Origin of the sequence: Phascolarctobacterium sp. ET69, assembly GCF_023336935.1 — a bacterium.
GTDB lineage: Bacteria > Bacillota > Negativicutes > Acidaminococcales > Acidaminococcaceae > Fusicatenibacter_A > Fusicatenibacter_A intestinipullorum.
In genome coordinates, this window is sequence record NZ_JAMBLR010000003.1 from 102,439 (window position 1) to 121,854 (window position 19,416).

Sequence of the window (19,416 nt, forward strand, 5' to 3'; positions counted from 1 at the left end):
TATGGACTATTTGCAGTTGATTGCAGAAAAGCCGCCCGAAAAGGCGGCTTTAATAACAGAAGAACATACTTATACCTACGGCGAACTTACCGCCCTGGCGCAGCAGCGCAGGCAGGAAGTAACCAGCGGGCGCAGGGTGTATTTTATAAAAAAATCCGCAATAGCGCAGCAGCTTATTGAATTTATTGCCTTTGCCGGAACGGACAATGTGCCGGTGCTGGCACCGCAGGAAGCGGATACGGAGCATTTAAAGGATATTGTGCCGCCGCCTGAAGCCTGCATGGGTGCCATGACGAGCGGCACAACCGGCAGAGCCAAAGTGCTGTTCCGCACTTATGAAAGCTGGGCAGGCTTTTTTGAGGAGCAGAACCGCGTGTTTGGCGTAACGCCGGACAGCTGCATGTTTGCGCAGGGCAGCCTGGCTTTTACCGGCAACCTTAATTTATATATGGGCGCGCTTTATGCCGGTGCTTCGGTGGCTGCGGCCGGTAAATTCCGCCCGCGCCTGTGGCAGGAAATGATTTTAAAGCACAGCTGCGATGTTGTTTATTTAATACCAACCAAACTGCGGCTTTTGGCGCGCGGCTGCAAAGCGCCGCTGAACTGCGTTAAAAGCATTATTGCCGGTTCGCAGGGGTTTGATAAAAACGATTTGGACGCAGTAAAAGCCGTACTGCCAAATGCGGAAATGACGCTGTATTACGGCGCGAGCGAGTTAAACTATATAACCTACATTAAAGACAGCGAAATGACCGGCGACCGCACGTTGATAGGCCGTCCATTTAAGGGCGTTGGCGTAAGCGTGCGCAATGGTGAAATTTATATCGACACCAAATTTCACGTTGCCGGCGTAAAATGCCCGGCAACGCTTGGCGACTGCGGCAGCATTGATGAAAACGGCATGCTGCACTTTTTAGGGCGCCGCGACGATATGTATAACATTAACGGTATTAAAGTTTCCGGCTTGAAGGTTGAAAGCGCGCTGCTTGACTGCGGCGGCGTGGAGGATGCGGCGGCGCTTGCGGAAAAAAGCGGCGGCAAAGATTTGCTGACGGTATTTGTAGTTGGCCGCGGGCTGAATAAAACCGGCCTTTTGCAAAGCCTGCGCACGCGCCTTACGGAACACGAACTGCCAAAGCGCATAATTTTTACGGACGCCCTGCCGAAAAACGAAAGCGGCAAAACGGACAGGAAAAAACTAAGCCTAATATTGGAATCTTGTAAATAAAAATATAATTGTTAAGAAAGCTTCTGTATGATATATTAATTATATGCAGAAGCTTTTTTATTAAATAAAATTTTGAAGGAGATATACTTATGGCTACATATAAAGACATTCAGTCATATATAAAATTGAATTATGACTGTACAGTAAAGACTTGTTGGATTGCTCATATGAAAAGCATTTGTGGTTTACCTGTTCGGCAGGCCTATAATAGAAAAGACCCTGAAAAAAGAGTTTTTTTGTGTCCGGATTCTAAAAAAGATATTATAAAAGCTGCATTTAAACATTTTAATATGATTTAGTATATAAATGACGAAAGGATAAAATTATGTCGCAATATCAGGTAAATAATACGTCTATTCAAGATTTATTATCGTGGATTCGCTGTGGAGAAGTAGCAATTCCAGAAATACAACGTCCTTTTGTATGGGATGCAACTAAAGTTCGTGATTTAATAGATTCGTTATATGCAGGTTTTCCGGTAGGCTATATTATTATTTGGAAAAATCCAGATATTAAATTGAAAGATGGTAGCATTTCTCTAGGTAAAAAAATTTTAATTGATGGACAGCAACGTATAACCGCTTTGCAGGCTGCAATTGTAGGTTCTCCTGTTGTGACTAGCAATTATAAAAAGAAACGTATAAAAATTGCATTTAATCCAATGACAGAATGTTTTGAAGTATCGAACCCGGCTATTGAAAAAAATAATGCGTGGATATCTGATATTTCTGAATTATATCAAGTTGGTTTTGATTCATTTAATTTTGTTATTAATTATTGTAAAAGTAATAATTTAAATGCTGATAATGAACGAAGTAAAATAAATTCTATAATTACTAAATTACAGCAAATTCAAAATAATAATATTGGAGTTATAGAATTATCTCATCAACTTGATATAACGCAGGTAACAGAAATTTTCATACGTATAAATTCTAAAGGAGTTGTATTATCTCAATCTGATTTTGCTATGTCTAAAATATCTGCTGATGAAAATTTTGGAGGTAATGATATTAGAAAAATTATTGATTATTTTTGTCATTTAATGCAAAAACCTGAAGATTTAGGCATCATTCAGGAAAATGATAGTGATTTTGTAAAATCAGAATATTTTTCTAAAATAAAATGGATTGTTAAAGAAAATGAAGATATATTTATGCCTGACTATACTGATGTGCTAAGGGTTGCATTTACGTTTAAATTTTTACGCGGGCGTATATCTGATTTGGTGAGTTTATTATCAGGACGTGATTTTGCGACCAGAGAATATCAGGAGAGTATTGCAGAAGAATCATTTAATAATTTAAAAGAAGGAGTATTGGAGTTTGTAAATCAAACTAATTTTCAAAGATATTTAATGATTGTAAAATCCATAGGAATAATATCTCCGGCTTTAATTCGTTCTCAAAATGTACTTAATTTTGGATATGCCCTTTATCTTTTATTAAAAAATAAAAATACTGATTCTGCGATAATAGAGAAAATTGTTAGAAGATGGATATTACTCTGTATTTTAACAGGAAGATATTCTGGATCACCTGAGTCAATGTTTGATTATGATATTAAGCGTTTTTATAATAGTGATCCGATAAGTATTTTAGAACGTACTGAAGCAGGTGAATTATCAGATGCATTTTGGAATAATATACTGATTACAAAATTAGAAACTTCAGTGGCAAGCAGTCCTATGTTTCATGTATTTTTGATGACGCAGATCAGAAATAAAGATAAAGGATTTTTATCGGAAGAAATAGATGTACAATCTCTAATTGAACAGCGTGGTGATATTCATCATATATTCCCCAAAAAATATTTACAAAAAAATGGTATTAATGAGCGTGGACGTTATAATCAAATTGCTAATTATGTTTATACCCAATCTGAAATTAATATCAAGATAAAAGACCAAGCACCTAAAGAATATATGAATAAGGTTAAAGAACAGTGTGAAGGGAAAAATAATGGTTATGGGGGAATAGATTCAATGAAAGAATTACAAAAAAATCTTAATGATAATTGCATACCGGAAGAAATTTTCAATATGGATTATTCTAATTATGATGAATTTTTAAATAAACGTAGAATTATGATGGCTGAAAAAATAAAAAAATTTTATAATTCATTTAAATAATTAAAACCCTGTATATAAGAATATACTTATATGCAGGGTTTATGCTTTTTACAGCGCTGTGCCTTTAGCGGGTATGGTAAAATTTGCGGTATCAATTCCTTCCAGTTTCAGCAACGCCAGTTTTTTAGCCAGGCCGCCTGCGTAGCCTGTTAGGCTGCCGCCTGTGCCAACTACGCGGTGGCAGGGCACAATAATGCTTATGGGGTTATGCCCAACCGCGCCGCCAACTGCCTGTGCGGACATCCGTTTTAAGCCGTTATGCGCGGCAAGCTGCGCAGCAAGTTCGCCGTAAGTAATGGTTTCGCCGTAGGGAATTTGCAGCAAAAGCTGCCATACTTCTTTGCGGAAGGCGGTTCCTTCCAAATTCAGCGGCGGCGTAAAATCCGGCCTGCGGCCGCCAAAATAAATATCCAGCCAGCGCACGGCTTCATCAAAAACTGGCAGAGTTTTGGCTGCGGCAGTTTCTGCCAGCCCTTCGGCAAAATATTTTTGCCCGTTAAACCACAGCCCGGTTAAGGCAGTACCGTCGCTGGCCATGGTTATGCCGCCTAATGGCGATTTATAAAAACAGGTGTATAACAAGGCGTATCACCTCTCTTAAAATTTGCTTTTCCAAAATTGATATTTTAGTGTTTATAAGCACTGCGCGGCGTTTTTATATAAATTTGCCGGTAACGCTTTCAGGTGCGGCTTTAATTTGCGCAGGCGTGCCGCAGGCAACAACTGTGCCGCCTTCGTTGCCGCCGCCCGGACCCATGTCTATGATGTAGTCGGCGTTTCTGATAACATCAAGGTCGTGTTCGATAACGATAACGGTTGCGCCGCTGTCAATCAGCCGCTGAAATACATCAAGCAGCGTTCTTACATCAAGCGGGTGCAGCCCGATGGTTGGTTCGTCGAAGATGAAAACGGCGTCGCTCTGGCTTTTGCCCATTTCGCTGGCCAGTTTCAGCCTTTGCGCTTCGCCGCCCGAAAGGCTTGGTGTTTCTTCGCCGAGCGTAAGGTAGCCGAGCCCCAAATCTTTTAAAACCTGCAAGCGCTGGCGCACGGTTTTTAAATCCGCACAGGCGGTAAGCGCGGTACTGATGTCCATGTCCATTAAATCAGGCAGGGAGCAGTTCTGCCCGTTGGCGGCCAGGTATTTTACTTTGGCGGCGTCTTTGCCGTAGCGGCTGCCGCGGCAGTCCGGGCAGGGTATTTCCACGTCCGGCAGAAACTGCACGTCAAGGTTAATTACGCCGGTGCCGTCGCAGGTGGGGCAGCGCAGCTTGCCGGTGTTGTACGAAAAATCGCCTGCTTTAAAGCCGAGTGTTTTGGCGTCTTCCGTTCTGGCAAAAATTTTGCGCAGTTCGTCATGCACGTTGGCGTAAGTTGCAACGGTGGAGCGTACGTTAATGCCAATCGGCGTGGCGTCAATAAGTTTTACGCTGCGTATGCCGTCAGCCTGCACGTTAAGCACGTGCTCCGGCAGTTTTTGCCCGCTTGTGGCGGCGGTAAGCCCGGGTACAAGGCTTTCCAGAATCAGCGTTGTTTTGCCGCTACCGCTTACGCCGGTTACAACCGTAAGCCTGCCTTTGGGTATGTCAACCGCAAGCGGCTTTACGGTATGGATGGCGCCAGTTTCAAGGTGGATGCACCCTGCGGCAAACATTTCTTTTTCTGCTGCTTGTTTGCGTATTACGGAGCTTTCCGCCTTTAAAAACGGGCCTATTTTGGAATTTTTATTCTGCGTAATTTCCGCTATGGTTCCTTCGGCAATAACCTGCCCGCCTTTGGCACCTGCTTCCGGCCCCATTTCAATCAGCCAGCCCGCTTCTTTTAAAATCTGGGTGTCGTGGTCAACCAGCACAACGGAGTTGCCGTCTGCCACCAAATCGTGCATAACGCCGGTAAGCCCAACAATGTTGGAGGGGTGCAGCCCTATGGAAGGTTCGTCAAGCACGTATAAAACGCCGGTGGTGCGGTTGCGCACGGCGCGGGCAAGCTGCATGCGCTGGCGTTCGCCGGTGGAAAGTGTACTGCTTGCGCGGTCGAGCGTTAAATAGCCAAGCCCCAAATCCATCAGCCTTTTGGCTGTCGTTTGGAAGCTTTCGCAGATGCTGGCTGCCATGGGGCGCATTTCCGGCGGCAGGGTGCCGGGAACGCCGTTTACCCAGCCGGTAAGTTCTGTAAGCGTCATGTGGCAGGCTTCGTCAAGCCCAATGCCGCGCAGACGCGGGGCGCGTGCAGCGTCCGAAAGGCGGGAGCCGCCGCAGTCCGGGCATGTTTCCTGCTTTAAAAATTTTTCCACGCGCTTCATGCCTTTTTCGTCCTTAACTTTGGCAAGTGCGTTTTGTACGGTGTAAACGGCGTTGTAATAGGTAAAATCAAGCTCGCCGGCCTGGTTGCTGCTTTTGGCTTTGTAAAAAATATGCTTCTTTTCGGCAGGGCCGTGATAAACTATTTCTTTTTCTTCCGGCGTAAGGTCGTGGAAGGGCACGTTGGTGCGCACGCCCATTGCCCGGCAGACATCTGTCATCAGTGACCACATCAGTGTATTCCATGGGGCAACCGCGCCTTCGTCGATAGTAAGGCTTTCATCCGGCACAAGTGTTGTAAGGTCAACATTGCGTACAAGGCCGGTGCCGTCACAGGTGCGGCATGCGCCCTGGCTGTTAAAGGCTAGCTCCTCCGCACCGGGCGGCCAGAACCTGGCGCCGCATTCCGGGCAGGTAAGCTGCTGCTCGGCGGCAACGGCAAGCGTTGGCGGCACGTAGTGTCCGTTGGTGCAGCGGTGGCTTGCCAGGCGCGAAAACATCAGGCGCAGACTGTTTAAAAGCTCGGTGCCAGTGCCAAAGGTGCTGCGTATGCCCGGCACGCCGGGGCGCTGGTGCAGTGCAAGCGCAGCAGGCACGTACAAAACTTCGTCCACCTGCGCTTTGGCGGCCTGCGTCATGCGGCGGCGCGTATAGGTGCTGAGCGCCTCAAGATAGCGGCGTGAGCCTTCGGCGTACAGCACGCCCAGTGCCAGCGAAGATTTGCCGCTGCCGGAAACACCGGCAATGGCCGTTATGGTGTTCAGCGGCACGTCAACATTTATGTTTTTTAAATTATGCACGCGCGCTCCGCGGATTTTAATTTTATCAATCATGGTTTTCTCCTGTTAAAGCCTGCAAAGAACAAAACGGCGCATGGATATACCATGAGCCGCCTGTTGAAAATGTGTTATTTGTTAATCTGTCCGTCTACGCCTTTAACAAACCAGTCGATGGAGAGCAAATCCTTATCGGTAAGAGCCTGCCCTGCCGGTACGCGTTCTGCACCGGTCTGGTCATACAGAGGGCCTGCAAAAACAACAAGTTTGCCGTCGATAATATTCTGTTTGGCAGCGTCAGCCAGTTTTTTGGTTTCGTCCGTTACAGCCGGGCCGTAGGGGGCAATATCTACAACTTTGTCTTTCATGCCGCCCCAGTAAGCGGAAGATTTCCAGGTGCCTGCCTGTACTTCTTTAATGGTTTTTTCATAGTAAGGGCCCCAGTTCCAGATGGCGGAAGTAAGGGAAGCCTTCGGTGCGTTGGCAGACATATCCACGTTGTAGCCAATGCCGTAAACGCCGCGTTCTTCGGCAGCCTGCTGCGGGCCGGGGGTGTTCTGGTGCTGGGCAATAACGTCTGCACCGGCATCAATCAGCGTTAACGCTGCCTGTTTTTCGGTGGAGGGGTTATACCAGGTGTTGGTCCACAGAACTTTTACTTTAGCGTCTGGGTTAACGCTCTGCACGCCAAGGGTAAAGGCGTTAATGGCGCGGATAACTTCCGGAATCGGGAATGCGGCTACAAAGCCGATAGTGTTGGTTTTGGTCTGTTTGCCCGCAACAATGCCGGTTACATAACGCGCTTCATACATGCGGCCAAAGTAGGTGCCAACGTTGGGCGCGGTTTTAAAACCGGAGCAGTGCAGGAAGGTAATATCCGGGAATTTTTTGGCTACGTTAATGGTGGGGTCCATATAACCGAAGCTTGTGGTGAAGATGATTTTGTTGCCCTGTGCGGCAAGCTGGTTGATAACACGCTCGGAGTCGGCGCCTTCGGGTACCGATTCCATAAAGGATGTTTCTACATCGGGCATGTTTTTGGCAACGTACTGGCGGCCGAGTTCATGCGCCATGGAATAGCCGCCGTCTTTGGCGGAACTTACATAAACAAAAGCGGCCTTGGTTTTGCCTGCGGCAGCTTCGTCTTTTTTATCTCCGCCGCAGCCGGCCAAAAGCGCGCCGCATGCCAGCATGGCAATAAGGGAACAAGCAAGGAATTTTTTCATTGTTTAACCTCCGTCCATAATTTTATATTTTAATTGTAGCAATTTGCAGCCTAAAGTGCAATAACCACGGCGGCAACACGCAACATTTTGTGAAAAAACTATAAAGGGCTTGTCAAAAAAGGCTTTTAAAGCGATAATTATAATGAGTATTTATTTTTAGGATTAGGACGGCGCGTATGTCAGAAAATAACGGCAGTACAGGCAATAAAAAATTTTTAAAGGGCACGTTAATACTTACGGCTTCCAGTATGGTGGTTAAGGTTATCGGCTCCGTAAACTGGATTATTTTATCACGCATTCTGGGCGGCGAAGGCATTGGGCTGTACCAGATGGGCTTTCCGATTTATTTAATGGCGATAACGGTATCGTCGGCAGGCATACCGGTGGCAATTTCCATCATCACGGCGGAGAAAGTGGCGGAAAACGACTTTTTCGGTGCCAAAAGGGTGTTTAACGTATCGCTGAGGCTGCTTTTTATCAGCGGTTTGGTGTTTTCTTCGGCGCTGTGGTTCGGCGCAGGCTGGCTTATCGAAAACCACTGGATTCGCGATGCCCGCGCTTATTATTCCATTATCGCGCTGGCGCCGGCAGTATTTTTTGTAACCTTCCTGGCCAGCTTCCGCGGTTATTTGCAGGGCTGGCAGATTATGATGCCGACAGCGGCTTCCGAGGTTGTGGAGCAGCTGATGCGCGTTGTTACCATGATTGTGTTTGCCTACATGTTTATGCCTTACGGGCTGGAATATGCGGCAGGCGGCGCAAGCATGGGCGCGGGCGTTGGTGCGTTCTGCGCGCTGCTGGTGCTGATGTGGTTTTACGCACGCCTTAAACGCAGCCTGAAAGATAAAATGCAGGGCGCGGTGGCGGCCAAAAAGCCGGAGGCGGCGGGCAAAATTATTATGCGCCTGCTTAAACTGGCGCTTCCGGTATCGCTTTCGAGCCTGATGCTGCCGGTTGTGGCAAACCTTGATTTGCTGATTGTGCCGCAGCGCCTTGAAGCGGCGGGGTTCAGCGTCGGCGAATCGACGGAGCTGTTTGGTTATTTAACGGGCATGGCGGTGCCGCTTGTTAACCTTGCCACTATTTTTACGGCGGCCATGACGATAAACCTTGTGCCTGCCATTTCCGAATCGCGCACATTAAAGGATGCGGCCGGCATTAAGGCCAAAATAAGCACGGCCTTCCGTGTGGCAATGATTATAACCATGCCGTGTTCCGTGGGGCTGTATTTTTTAGCGGGCGATGTTGCAGCCTTAATTTACAATGCGCCGGGCGCGGCGGGGGCAATCCGCACCATGAGCTTCGGAATTTTTCTTTTGGGTCTGCACCAGATAAGCACCGGCATTTTGCAGGGGCTTGGCAAAACCGCACTGCCTGTTATTGCCATGATACTTGCCGCAGCCATTAAAGTTTGCTTAAGCTGGGTTCTTACCGCACAGCCTGAACTTGGCATTAACGGCGCTTCGCTGGCAACGCTTGCCGATTTTGGCATTGCGGCGCTGCTTAATATGGTATTTATTTATAAACATGCACATTATTCGCTGAGCCTTGACGGCATTTTTAAACCGGCGCTTGCTTCGGCGCTGATGGGCGCTGCCGTATATGGCGTGCTTGTGGCGGCGCAGGGTTTTGGCGCGTGGGCCATTCTTGCGGCAATGATTGTTGCCGTGCCGGTTTACGCAGTTGCCCTGGCAGGCTTCGGCGGCCTTACCAAAGAAGACCTGGAGGACATTCCCTTTATTGGCCGCAGAGTGCTGGCAGTGGGCAGGCGTTTTGGTTATTTTAAATAAGAGGGCATAAAAATGAAAAGCAGCAAGTTTTATACATTCACCGTTCCCAATGGCAAAAACTATAAAATACCTGCGCTTGTGTTTAAGGCAGGCGCAGTATTTGCCGCTGCCGCCGTATGCTTTGGCGTTTACGCGGCGTTTGCCTTTGTGCGCTACCATGCGCAGCAGCAGGAATTTGCCGAGTACCGTGCGCACAAGGCAGAGTACGAAGAACGCATGCAGGGGCTTTTGGATGATAACGAAAAAATGCTGCGCGACATAAACGAAATGGCTACTTTGGAAAGCCGCCTGCGCCGCGCGCTGATACGCGACCCGGAAGCAGGAATGAAGCTTGCAGCGCCGCAGCAGGAGAACGCTCCGGCAGATGTTAAGCCCGGCTACACAGGGCAGGGCGGCCCGGCAGAACTTGGCATGATTGAAATGCTTGACATTTTAACCGTGCAGAACAAAAACATAAAACAGCAGATTGACGACAAGAAAACTTCCATGAAAGAGCTGCTTCTGGCGATGGAAAAACGCAGCAATTCGCTGAATGCTTTTCCGGATTTATGGCCGGGTGAAGGAGGCACAATCAGTTCGCCTTACGGCGGGCGCATGGCTCCGGTTGGCGGCGGCTATGACTGGCATCCGGGAATTGACATTGCCGTTGATTTCGGCACGCCGGTATATGCTTCGGCAGCCGGTACGGTAGAACAGGCATGCTGGAACGGCGGTTACGGGCGCTATGTAAAACTTGACCACGGCAACGGCTACGAAACTGCGTACGGGCATATGAGCGGCATTGCCGTAACGGAAGGCGAAGCCGTGCGTAAAGGCGATATTATCGGTTTTGCAGGCAGCAGCGGTTACAGCACCGGCCCGCACATCCACTTTGAAGTGCTGGTAGACGGGCAGTTTGTAGACCCCATGTACATGTTAAGCAGTAAATAATCCGCATAAGCGGAAAATATAAAATAATTAAGCGGAGGCGATTTTATGAAAAAATTTATTTTGCTATTAACCATGGTTTTAACGCTGGCTTTTGCTGCAAGCTGCTTTGCAACCGAAAACAGCAGCGCGCTGAATGATGCGGAAGGCTCTGCGCAAAAAGTTATTACCGCGCTGGTTGCCAGCGACACTTTGGGCTACAAGGATGCTGAAAAAGCCATGTCGGCAGACCTTGCCAAACAAATGAACGTTAACACTTTTATTGCCATGCAGCGTCAGGTGCAGGAAAAATTCGGCAAACATAAGGAAACCAAGTTCTTTTCGTTTGAACGTTTTGACAAAGCCGACCGCCTTACCTACATTGCAGGTTTTTCTAAAGAACCTGCCGTAAGCATTGTGTTTACGCTTGACAAAAAAGGAAAAATTACCGAGTTCAGCCTGGCTGCACTGGAAGTACAGCAAAACGAGAAACAATAAAATATTTTTACGGGCATGCGCCAATAGCGTGTGCCTTTTCTTTTTGCAGGAATACGTTAAATTTGGCAGTTTTCAGCTAAAATTTAACATATCCTTAATGGCGGCTGAATAATCCTCCGTTATAATCAGAGTATCTTGTAATACGTTTGATTTGGAGGAGTAAAAATGACTAATCTGAATGAAAAAATTTCCCGCAGAAAATTTTTACAGCTTACAGCCGGTGCTGCCATCGGCGCCGCTATGCTTAACGTGCCGGGTATGACCTTTGCCGCAGGCGCAAAAGTAAAAGCCGCAAATTACAATAAGCTGCCTGACACAGTGCCTCTTGCCAAAGAGGCGGAGCTGGTGCAGCTTTCGTACAAAAAAATTCAGGATGCAGTCAGCAGTATTAAAGACAGCACTTTAAGAAGCATGACGGCAGAAATTATCAATAACCCCAATCCGGCATTTATGGAAAATTATCAGCTGCCGGGCAGCAAACGCGCGCTGTACAATAAGCTGGCAGCTGCCGGTTTGCTTGATACTTCCAAAATTTTCGCCGAACAGCTGCTGCCTCCGTACAGCGGCAAGCTGCCCCAGCCGTTCTATTCCGCACCTGGCAGCGGCTACGCAAGCCACCATGCTTATCCGGGCGGGCTGGCAACGCATACGGCCGCTAACCTGTGCATTTCCGAAGGCATTTACAATACCTATAAGGACATTTTTAACAGCGACATCAGCCGCGATATTATCATTTCCGCACAGGCGTTGCACGATTTGGCAAAACCGCTGGTATTCCAGTGGCAGAAAGACCAGGCTTCGCTGCCTGAATACACCATTGCCGCTACCGGCGCACACCATATTTTAAGTATTGCCGAAGTTATTTACCGCGGGTTCCCGGTGGAAGAAGTTGTTGCTCAGGCCTGTGCACATACCATTCCGACAGGCAAAGACGAGCAGGTTGTTGCCGGTTACTTAAAGGCAGCTGCCATTATCGCCGGTAAGGATGCCGTAAAACTCGGCCTTGTAAACAGCGACAACACTATTCCTACTCCGCATAAGCAGGAAGGTTACATTGTAAGCCTCGGCGACCACGACTTTGTACTCAGCAGCCCGGCCTGCCAGAAATCCGTTGCCATTCTTAAACAGATTGCAGCCAAAGATTACGGTATGACGAAAGCTGAGCTGGAAGGCGAACATTTCAACCGCTTCCGCAACTACATCGGCGCGCAGTATTCAATGATGTATATCGACAGCCTTGCATCTACCAAAAACGGCATGGAAAGAATCCGCCAGGCGGTGAAGAACGTAATTGTTAAATAAGCCTGCGGTGCTTGACAAACGATTGAAGTAGCATTATTATAATTATACAAACGGTTAAATAACCACCAATGGTTAACGAAATTAGGGCGTGTTGCAGCACGTCCTTTTTTCATGCAAAAAATAAAGCCGTACAGTTGCAGCTGTACGGCAAAAAGTTACTTTGTGTTATTTGACAAGAGTAAACAGTTTGATATAATATAAGCAAAGAGATAGCTGGTAGTGGTTCACCGGCTCTCCTGTGATTAATTAAAAATTAAGTGAAGAAGACCGTGTAACCGTGTTATACGGTTTTTTTCATGCCTTATTTACGGTATGAAATGAGAACTATGAGTGTGGCAAAAGCTATCATAAGTGATAAAGCTTCGTATACAGTCACAGAAATCACCTGCCTTGGCAGGAAAACCGATATACCAGCTATCTCGCAGAGATAATTATAGCATACGAATATCTGATTGAAAAGATAAAAACGCCATCAGGAATAATTGGTAATTACTCCCGGTGGCGTTTAAAAATTTTTAAATATTTTATTTTTTGCTTGCCGCTACATTGCTGAAGGCTTTTTCGGCGGCAGCAATGGTTTTTTCAATATCTTCCGGCGTATGGGCCAGCGAGATAAAGTTGGTTTCAAACTGGGAAGGCGGCAGGTAAATGCCCTGTTCCAGCATGCTGTGGAAGTAGATGCGGAAGGCATCTAAATCGCTGGTAGCGGCAGATGCGTAATCCGTAACGGGTTTGTCGTTAAAGAATACGGTGAACATGGAACCGAGGCGGTGGCACTGTACGGGCACACCTGCTTTTTCTGCCGCGCGTTGCAGGCCGCCAACCAAAATGGCTGTGTGGCTTTCAAGCGCTGCGCATACATTGTGTTCTTCCATGTAGGTAAGGTTGGCAATACCGGCAGCCATAGCCAGCGGGTTGCCGCTTAAGGTGCCTGCCTGGTACATGGGGCCGACGGGGGCAACCATTTCCATAATGGCGCGTTTGCCGCCGTAGGCAGCTACCGGCAGCCCGCCGCCGATAACTTTACCTAAGCAGGTAATATCCGGGTCGATGCCGTATAAGCCCTGCGAGCCGCCCTGCGAGGAGCGGAAGCCGGACATAACTTCGTCGCAGATGAGAAGTGCACCGTATTGTTTTGTAATTTCGCGTATTTTGGCAAGGTAGCCGTCGTGCGGAAGCACAAGGCCCATATTGCCGGGTGTGGGTTCCATAATAACGGCGGCAATGGTTTCGCCCTGCGTGCGGAACACTTCTTCCAGTGCAGTTTCGTCGTTAAACGGAATGGTAATGGTGTTGACGGCAACGTTTTTTGGTACGCCCGGGCTGTCGGGCACGCCAAGCGTTGCAGCGCCGCTGCCTGCCTTAACGAGCAGGCTGTCGTGGTGGCCGTGGTAGCAGCCGATGAATTTAACAATGTTGTCACGTCCGGTATAGGCGCGTGCCAGGCGCAGTGCGCTCATGGTGGCTTCGGTGCCGCTGTTTACCATGCGTACCATGTCCATGGAAGGAACAAGGCGGCATACGAGTTTGGCAAGTTCGGTTTCGGCAAGTGTCGGTGCGCCGTAGGAAGAACCTTTTTCGGCAGCTTTTTTAATGGCTTCGGTAACAACCGGGTGCGCGTGGCCCAACAGCAGCGGGCCGTAGCTTAAAACGTAGTCGATATATTCGTTGCCGTCGATATCGGTAAGTTTGCTGCCTGCGCCGCCGGCAATAATGGGTGGTACGCCGCCTACGCTGCGGAACGAACGTACGGGGCTGTTAACGCCGCCGGGAATATATTGTTTTGCTTCTTCAAAAGCGGCTTCGGATTTTGCGTGCTGCATGTCGTCCTCCTATTCTCCGCGCAGCCAGCGTGCTGCGTCAAGGGCGTGGTAGGTAATAATCATTTTGGCACCGGCGCGTTTAAAACCGGTAAGGGTTTCCATAACAATGCGTTTTTCGTCAATCCAGCCTTTTTCGGCAGCTGCTTTAACCATGGCGTATTCGCCGCTTACGTTGTAAACGCACAGCGGGCGGTTAAAGGTGTCCTTTACGCGGCGGATGATATCCATAAAGGCCAAAGCCGGTTTTACCATAACAATGTCGGCGCCTTCTTCAATGTCAAGTTCAACTTCGCGCAGTGCTTCGTCGCTGTTGGCGGGGTCCATCTGGTAGCCTTTGCGGTCGCCGTGCTCCGGTGCGGAATCGGCTGCGGCGCGGAACGGGCCGTAATATGCGGAAGCAAATTTTGCGGAATATGCCATGATGGGAATATTGGTAAAGCCTTCTTCATCAAGCGCGGTGCGGATGGCTTTAACGTAACCGTCCATCATATTGGACGGAGCGATAATATCGGCGCCGGCTTTGGCGTGGGATACTGCAACTTTGGCTAAAAGCGGCAGGGTTGCGTCGTTATTAACGGTGCAGCCGTTTTCCAGTACGCCGCAGTGACCGTGTTCGGTGTATTCGCACAGGCATACGTCGGTAACGATTACAAGGTCGGGGTATTTTTCTTTAATCAGGCGGCAGGCCTGCTGTACAGGTTCTTCCATGTCCCAGGCGCTGCTGCCGGTGGCGTTTTTGTAAGAAGGAATGCCGAACAGGATAACTGCCGGGATTTTCAGTTCGGTAATTTCGTCCAGCACTTCCGGCAGGCGGTCGAGCGACCAGTGATAGTTGCCGGGCAGGGATTCGATTTCGTGTTTAACGTTTTTGCCGGGAACGACAAAAAGCGGATAGATTAAGTCATTGACGGAAAGCTCTGTTTCGCGGATCATGCTGCGCAGGTTTTCGGTTGCGCGTGTGCGGCGCGGGCGGTAAATGGGAAAGCCCATGGTGATCACTCCTTAATATAATAGCTTTTTATGGCATCCGTTAAACCGTCAATGGTAAAGGTACCGGCGGTTACGGCGGGTGTTAAACCGTTTTTACGGCAGGTTTCGGCGGTTACGGGGCCGATTGCAGCAAGGGCAACGCCTTCAAGCAGTTCTTTGCTGCCGCCCAGCACTTTTAAAAAGTTGGTAACGGTGCTGGAGCTGGTAAAGGTAACCATGTCAACTTCTTTGTTTTGCAGCGCTTCCATAAGTTCTGCTGCGTTTTCGCATACTGCCGCAGTTTCGTAGGCGGTAATAACGTCTGCTTCCGCACCGAGCTTGCGCAGGGTTTCGGGCAGTACTTCGCGCGCTTCTTTGGCGCGGGGAATAAGCACTTTGTCGCCCTTTTCAAGCTGGGGCGCAAGGGCTTCGGCAAGTTCTTCCGCCTTATAGGTGCAGGGAACAAGATCGGCTTTAACGCCGCAGCTTTGCAGTGCTTTGGCGGTGCCGCAGCCGATGGCGGCAATTTTTACGCCTGCCAGAGCGCGGGCATCAAGCCCTGCGTGGCCAAGGCGTGCAAAGAAGGCTTTAACGCCGTTAGCACTGGTAAGCACCAGCCATTTATAGGTATGAATGTTTTTGATTGCTTCGTCAAGCGGGGCGTAGGTTTCGGGCGGCACAATTTTAATGGAAGGTGCTTCGATAACCTTTGCTCCTTCTGCTTCCAGCTGTTTGGTAAGGGCACTGGCCTGAGAGCGTGCACGTGTTACAACAATGGTTTTGCCAAACAGCGGCTTGTTGTCGTACCAGCGCAGCTGCTCACGCAGTTTTACCACGTTGCCTACAATAAAAATGGCAGGCGGCTTCAGCCCTGCGGCGGCAACGTCTGCGGCAGCAGTGCCGACGGTGGTAACAAGGGTTTGCTGTTCGGGGTGGGTGCCCCAGCGGATAACGGCGGCCGGGGTATCGGCGCTGCGTCCGTTTTCAATAAGTTTCTGCGTAATTTTGGGAATGTTTTCCACGCCCATTAAAAATACCAGTGTATCAACAGCGGTGGCAAGGCCCTGCCAGTTAATGGTGCTTTCGCCTTTGGTGGGGTCTTCGTGGCCGGTAATAACGGCAAAGCTTGTGGCAACGCGCCTGTGCGTTACGGGGATGCCGGCATATTCGGCAACGGCAATGGCGCTGGTTACGCCCGGTACAAATTCAAAGGGCAGTCCTGCTTCCAGAAGCTCAATGGCTTCTTCGCCGCCGCGGCCAAATACAAAGGGGTCGCCGCCTTTAAGGCGGGCAACGGTTTTGCCTTCGGCAGCAAGTTTTACCAACAGTTTGTTAATATCCGGCTGGCGCATGGTATGGTTGGCAGAGGCTTTGCCTACGTAAACCATTTCCGCATCCGGGCGGGCATAGGCTAAAATGCGCGGGTCGGCCAGACGGTCGTACACAACGGCGTCTGCCGCTTTTAAACATTCCATTGCCTTAATGGATAAGAGGCCCGGGTCGCCGGGGCCTGCGCCGATGAGATATACTTTTCCTTGTTTTGTCATATATTCCTCTCCTTACAGGATAGCGGCAAGAATTTCTTTGCCGCCGTTATCAAGCATTTTTTGTCCAAGCGTGCGCCCTAAAGTTACGGCGTCGGCTGCATTGCCTTCTGCGGTGTCGCGCAGCACGGTGCTGCCGTCCAGAGAAGCAATAACTGCTTCCATGGCAATGCGCCCTTCGTTAACTTCGGCGTGCACGCCGATAGGCACCTGGCAGCCGCCTTCGAGCAGGCCCAGAAAGGCGCGTTCGGCGTCGGTTGCCTGTTTGGTGGCTGTATCGTTTAAAAAGTCCAGCATCTGGCGGACTTTAAAATTATCGGCGCGGCATTCAATGGCAAGCGCACCCTGGCCGACGGCAGGCAGGCAGTAGCTCTGCGGAATGATTTCCTTAATTCTGTCTGCATGGCCGAGGCGTGTAAGACCTGCGGCGGCGAGGATGATGGCATCCATCTGTCCTTCGTCAAGTTTTTTGAGGCGGGTGTCTACATTGCCGCGCAAATCAACAATTTTTAAGTCCGGGCGTCTGGCAAGAAGCTGCGCGCGGCGGCGCAGGCTGCTTGTGCCAAGTACGCTGCCTTCGGGCAGTTCTTCAATGCTGTTATATTTGTTGCTTACAAAAGCGTCGCCGGCGTTTGCGCGCTCGGTAATCGCCGTCAGGCACAGCCCTTCCGGCAGTACGGTGGGCATATCCTTCAAGCTGTGCACGGCAAGGTCAATGGTGCCGTCCAAAAGTTCCTGTTCTATTTCTTTGGTAAACAGGCCTTTGCCGCCTATTTTCGCCAGCGGCACATCCAAAATCCGGTCGCCTTTGGTAACTATCTTTTTAAGCGTTACCTCGCAGCCGGGGTATTCTTCGCGCAGGCGTCCGGCAATATAGTTGCTCTGCCACATGGCTAAAAGGCTCTGCCTAGTCCCAATAATCAAATTTGTTTTCATCGCCGATGTAGTCCTCTCCTTTATCGTTCAGCAAAAACAGCTCGCAAATCACTTTGCGCAGGCGTTCTTCGTCCGGCGTTCCGGCAGCGGCGTTCATGGCCGTCATCGGCTCGCGCAGAAATTTATGTTCCAGGCGCTGCGTCATAATGTCGATAATGCGGCGTTCATGCTCCGTAAGTTCCGGCATTTTGGCAAAGGCGCGTTTCAGCACCTTTTCACGCAGAAAGTTCATTTTTTCGTGCAGCTGCACCATAACGGGGCGCATGGTTAAATAACGCAGGCGCTCTTTAAGCTCGGAAATTTCTTCTTCAATAATAGCTTCCGCCATTTTGGCTTCGTGCGTGCGGAAATGTTTGTTGGTATCAACAACGCCTTCCAAGTCGTCGATATTATAAAGCGTAATGCCTGGCAGCTGCGCAACTTTGGGGTCAACGTCGCGCGGCACGGCAATATCAATCAAAATCAGCGGCCTGCCTCCGCGTTTGGCGGTTACTTCGCGCATATCCTTTTCGTGGATAACGTAATGCGGCGCGCCGGTACTGGTAATGATGATGTCCGAAGTTTCGGCCTGCTCCAGATATTTATTGTAGGCAATGGCCGTGCCGTTAAACTTGTCGGCAAGCTCTTTGGCGTGGTCAAAATTGCGGTTGCTTACAAAAATCGTTTTGGCGCCTTTGTCAATTAAATGGCGCGCGGTAAGTTCGCTCATGCGCCCTGCGCCAAGCACTAAAATATTGGCGTCTTCAATGCTGCCCAAAACATCCATGGCAAGGTCAACAGCGGCGCTTGATACCGATACCGAGCTGTAAGCGATTTTGGTTTCGGTGCGTACGCGCTTGCCGGTGGCGATGGCGCGGTTGAAAATGGTATTAAAAATCGTGCCCGTCATGGAGTTTTCGCGGGCAATCTGGTAAGCGTTTTTAATCTGGCTTAAAATCTGCCCTTCGCCGATAACCAGCGAATCGAGGCTGGAAGCCACTTTAAACAGATGGCGCACGCAGTTGACGCCGCTCAAGTTGTAAAAGTATTCTGTTTTGTAACCGTCGCCCGCCAGATGCTTAACCAGCGTCTGGATGAACTTCATGCCGCTTACGGGTTCTTCCAGCACCATGTAAAACTCGGTGCGGTTGCAGGTGGAAAGCAGCACTGCTTCATCGAGGTTGTCATAATTGCGCAGGCGGCGCAGAATGCGGGCTATGCGGTCGGCGCTGAAGTTAAAGCCCTCGCGGACTTCAACCGGCGCGGTTTTATGGTTCAGCCCTAAAACTATTAATTGCATTTGTAATGCGCTCCTTTAATATATTCAGATGGCCTTCGTGCAAAAGGCCAATACTTTCTTCATCAAGCATTTCCCGCCAGAAGGCAGTGCGCTGTGCGGGTGTCAGCGGCAGCTGCTGCACTTTTTGGCGTGCCTCTGCCAGAAAATCCGCAAAAGCGGCAAAATTACCGCCGTAGGTTTTTGCCATATCCTGTGCCAAAAGGCGTGAGAATGCAGGCAGCCCTCCGCCGAAAGCGGTAAAGGTTAACCTGCCGCTGCTGCGTTGGGCGGGTACGCTGAAATTGCCAAGTTCCGGCTCTGTTATAACGTTAACAAGGCACGGCGCATCATGTGCAATAATGCGGTTCAGTGCTGCGTCGTCAGTTGCGGCAACCGCTAAAAAGCAATCGGCATCGCCTTTTTGGTAGCCTCGCAGGTTTAGGGCAATGCGGCCTTCACCGGCCAGTTTTATTAAAGCTGCATCCGCCGCAGGCGCGGTAACCGTAACCTGTGCGCCGGAAGCAAGAAGCGTGCGTACTTTGCGCAGGGCAACCTTGCCGCCGCCGATAACGGCGCAGCGTTTGCCGTTAAGGTTGAGCACTGCCGGATAGCTGAACAGATTTTCTTCCATATTATAAGCCTGCCTTGCTGTGACTTTTGTTTAAAAAATTACATAAAGATACAAGTACAATAATACCATAAAATAGGAAGTATTTCCAGTTAAAAATAGGT

At 49.3% G+C, this 19,416-nt stretch carries 16 protein-coding genes; 7 read left to right on the forward strand and 9 right to left on the reverse strand.

Going from position 1 to position 19,416, the window contains the following annotated elements; translation table 11 throughout:
* The first annotated feature begins 1 nt into the window (after window position 1).
* From M3079_RS05720 to M3079_RS05730, 3 genes are all read left to right on the forward strand, one after another.
* The gene (locus M3079_RS05720) at window positions 2-1,228 is read left to right on the forward strand and encodes an AMP-binding protein (RefSeq protein ID WP_249077860.1); all 1,227 of its coding nucleotides are present in this window, start codon (window positions 2-4) and stop codon (window positions 1,226-1,228) included.
* A gap of 89 nt (window positions 1,229-1,317) precedes the next feature.
* Complete coding sequence (locus tag M3079_RS05725) at window positions 1,318-1,527, forward strand: hypothetical protein (RefSeq protein ID WP_249077863.1); 210 nt, start codon at window positions 1,318-1,320, stop codon at window positions 1,525-1,527.
* Window positions 1,528-1,553: 26 nt separating this feature from the next.
* Window positions 1,554-3,359: a DUF262 domain-containing protein gene (locus M3079_RS05730; RefSeq protein ID WP_249077865.1), complete on the forward strand. Its 1,806-nt coding sequence runs from the start codon at window positions 1,554-1,556 to the stop codon at window positions 3,357-3,359.
* Between the two features lie 48 nt (window positions 3,360-3,407).
* Here the strand turns inward: M3079_RS05730 and M3079_RS05735 are convergent, their stop codons facing one another.
* The 3 genes from M3079_RS05735 to M3079_RS05745 form a co-directional block, all read right to left on the reverse strand.
* Entirely contained in the window at window positions 3,408-3,896 is a 489-nt protein-coding gene (locus M3079_RS05735) for a methylated-DNA--[protein]-cysteine S-methyltransferase (RefSeq protein WP_249077867.1), read from the reverse strand.
* A gap of 118 nt (window positions 3,897-4,014) precedes the next feature.
* Window positions 4,015-6,489 carry an ATP-binding cassette domain-containing protein gene (locus M3079_RS05740; RefSeq protein WP_249077870.1) on the reverse strand — a complete coding sequence of 825 codons (2,475 nt, stop codon included), beginning with the start codon at window positions 6,487-6,489 and terminating at the stop codon, window positions 4,015-4,017.
* Between the two features lie 74 nt (window positions 6,490-6,563).
* On the reverse strand, window positions 6,564-7,658 hold the full coding sequence (locus M3079_RS05745; RefSeq protein WP_021715348.1) for a BMP family ABC transporter substrate-binding protein: 1,095 nt from the start codon (window positions 7,656-7,658) through the stop codon (window positions 6,564-6,566).
* A 176-nt stretch (window positions 7,659-7,834) separates the two neighbouring features.
* Here M3079_RS05745 and M3079_RS05750 point away from each other — a divergent pair, with 176 nt between their 5' ends.
* From M3079_RS05750 to M3079_RS05765, 4 genes are all read left to right on the forward strand, one after another.
* A complete protein-coding gene (locus M3079_RS05750; RefSeq protein WP_249077872.1) occupies window positions 7,835-9,448 on the forward strand; it encodes a polysaccharide biosynthesis protein in 1,614 nt (537 codons plus the stop codon).
* Between the two features lie 12 nt (window positions 9,449-9,460).
* On the forward strand, window positions 9,461-10,378 hold the full coding sequence (locus M3079_RS05755) for a M23 family metallopeptidase (protein ID WP_249077874.1): 918 nt from the start codon (window positions 9,461-9,463) through the stop codon (window positions 10,376-10,378).
* A gap of 45 nt (window positions 10,379-10,423) precedes the next feature.
* On the forward strand, window positions 10,424-10,852 hold the full coding sequence (locus tag M3079_RS05760) for a hypothetical protein (RefSeq protein ID WP_249077876.1): 429 nt from the start codon (window positions 10,424-10,426) through the stop codon (window positions 10,850-10,852).
* Window positions 10,853-11,017: 165 nt separating this feature from the next.
* On the forward strand, window positions 11,018-12,154 hold the full coding sequence (locus tag M3079_RS05765; RefSeq protein WP_249077878.1) for a hypothetical protein: 1,137 nt from the start codon (window positions 11,018-11,020) through the stop codon (window positions 12,152-12,154).
* 524 nt (window positions 12,155-12,678) lie between these two features.
* Here M3079_RS05765 and hemL read toward each other — a convergent pair.
* Genes hemL through M3079_RS05795 form a run of 6 tightly spaced genes read right to left on the reverse strand, consistent with a single transcriptional unit; the run spans window position 12,679 to window position 19,315 of the window.
* On the reverse strand, window positions 12,679-13,977 hold the full coding sequence (gene hemL / locus M3079_RS05770; protein WP_249077880.1) for a glutamate-1-semialdehyde 2,1-aminomutase: 1,299 nt from the start codon (window positions 13,975-13,977) through the stop codon (window positions 12,679-12,681).
* Window positions 13,978-13,986: 9 nt separating this feature from the next.
* On the reverse strand, window positions 13,987-14,967 hold the full coding sequence (hemB, locus tag M3079_RS05775; protein WP_249077881.1) for a porphobilinogen synthase: 981 nt from the start codon (window positions 14,965-14,967) through the stop codon (window positions 13,987-13,989).
* A gap of 5 nt (window positions 14,968-14,972) precedes the next feature.
* Window positions 14,973-16,493, reverse strand: a complete 1,521-nt coding sequence (gene cobA / locus M3079_RS05780) for a uroporphyrinogen-III C-methyltransferase (protein ID WP_249077882.1) — start codon at window positions 16,491-16,493, stop codon at window positions 14,973-14,975.
* 12 nt (window positions 16,494-16,505) lie between these two features.
* A complete protein-coding gene (gene hemC, locus M3079_RS05785; RefSeq protein WP_249077884.1) occupies window positions 16,506-17,426 on the reverse strand; it encodes a hydroxymethylbilane synthase in 921 nt (306 codons plus the stop codon).
* The gene (gene hemA, locus M3079_RS05790; protein WP_249077886.1) at window positions 17,398-18,705 is read right to left on the reverse strand and encodes a glutamyl-tRNA reductase; all 1,308 of its coding nucleotides are present in this window, start codon (window positions 18,703-18,705) and stop codon (window positions 17,398-17,400) included. Before hemA ends, hemC begins: the two co-directional genes overlap by 29 nt.
* On the reverse strand, window positions 18,674-19,315 hold the full coding sequence (locus M3079_RS05795) for an NAD(P)-dependent oxidoreductase (RefSeq protein ID WP_249077887.1): 642 nt from the start codon (window positions 19,313-19,315) through the stop codon (window positions 18,674-18,676). The genes hemA and M3079_RS05795 overlap by 32 nt, the downstream gene beginning before the upstream one ends.
* Between the last annotated feature and the right edge of the window lie 101 nt (window positions 19,316-19,416).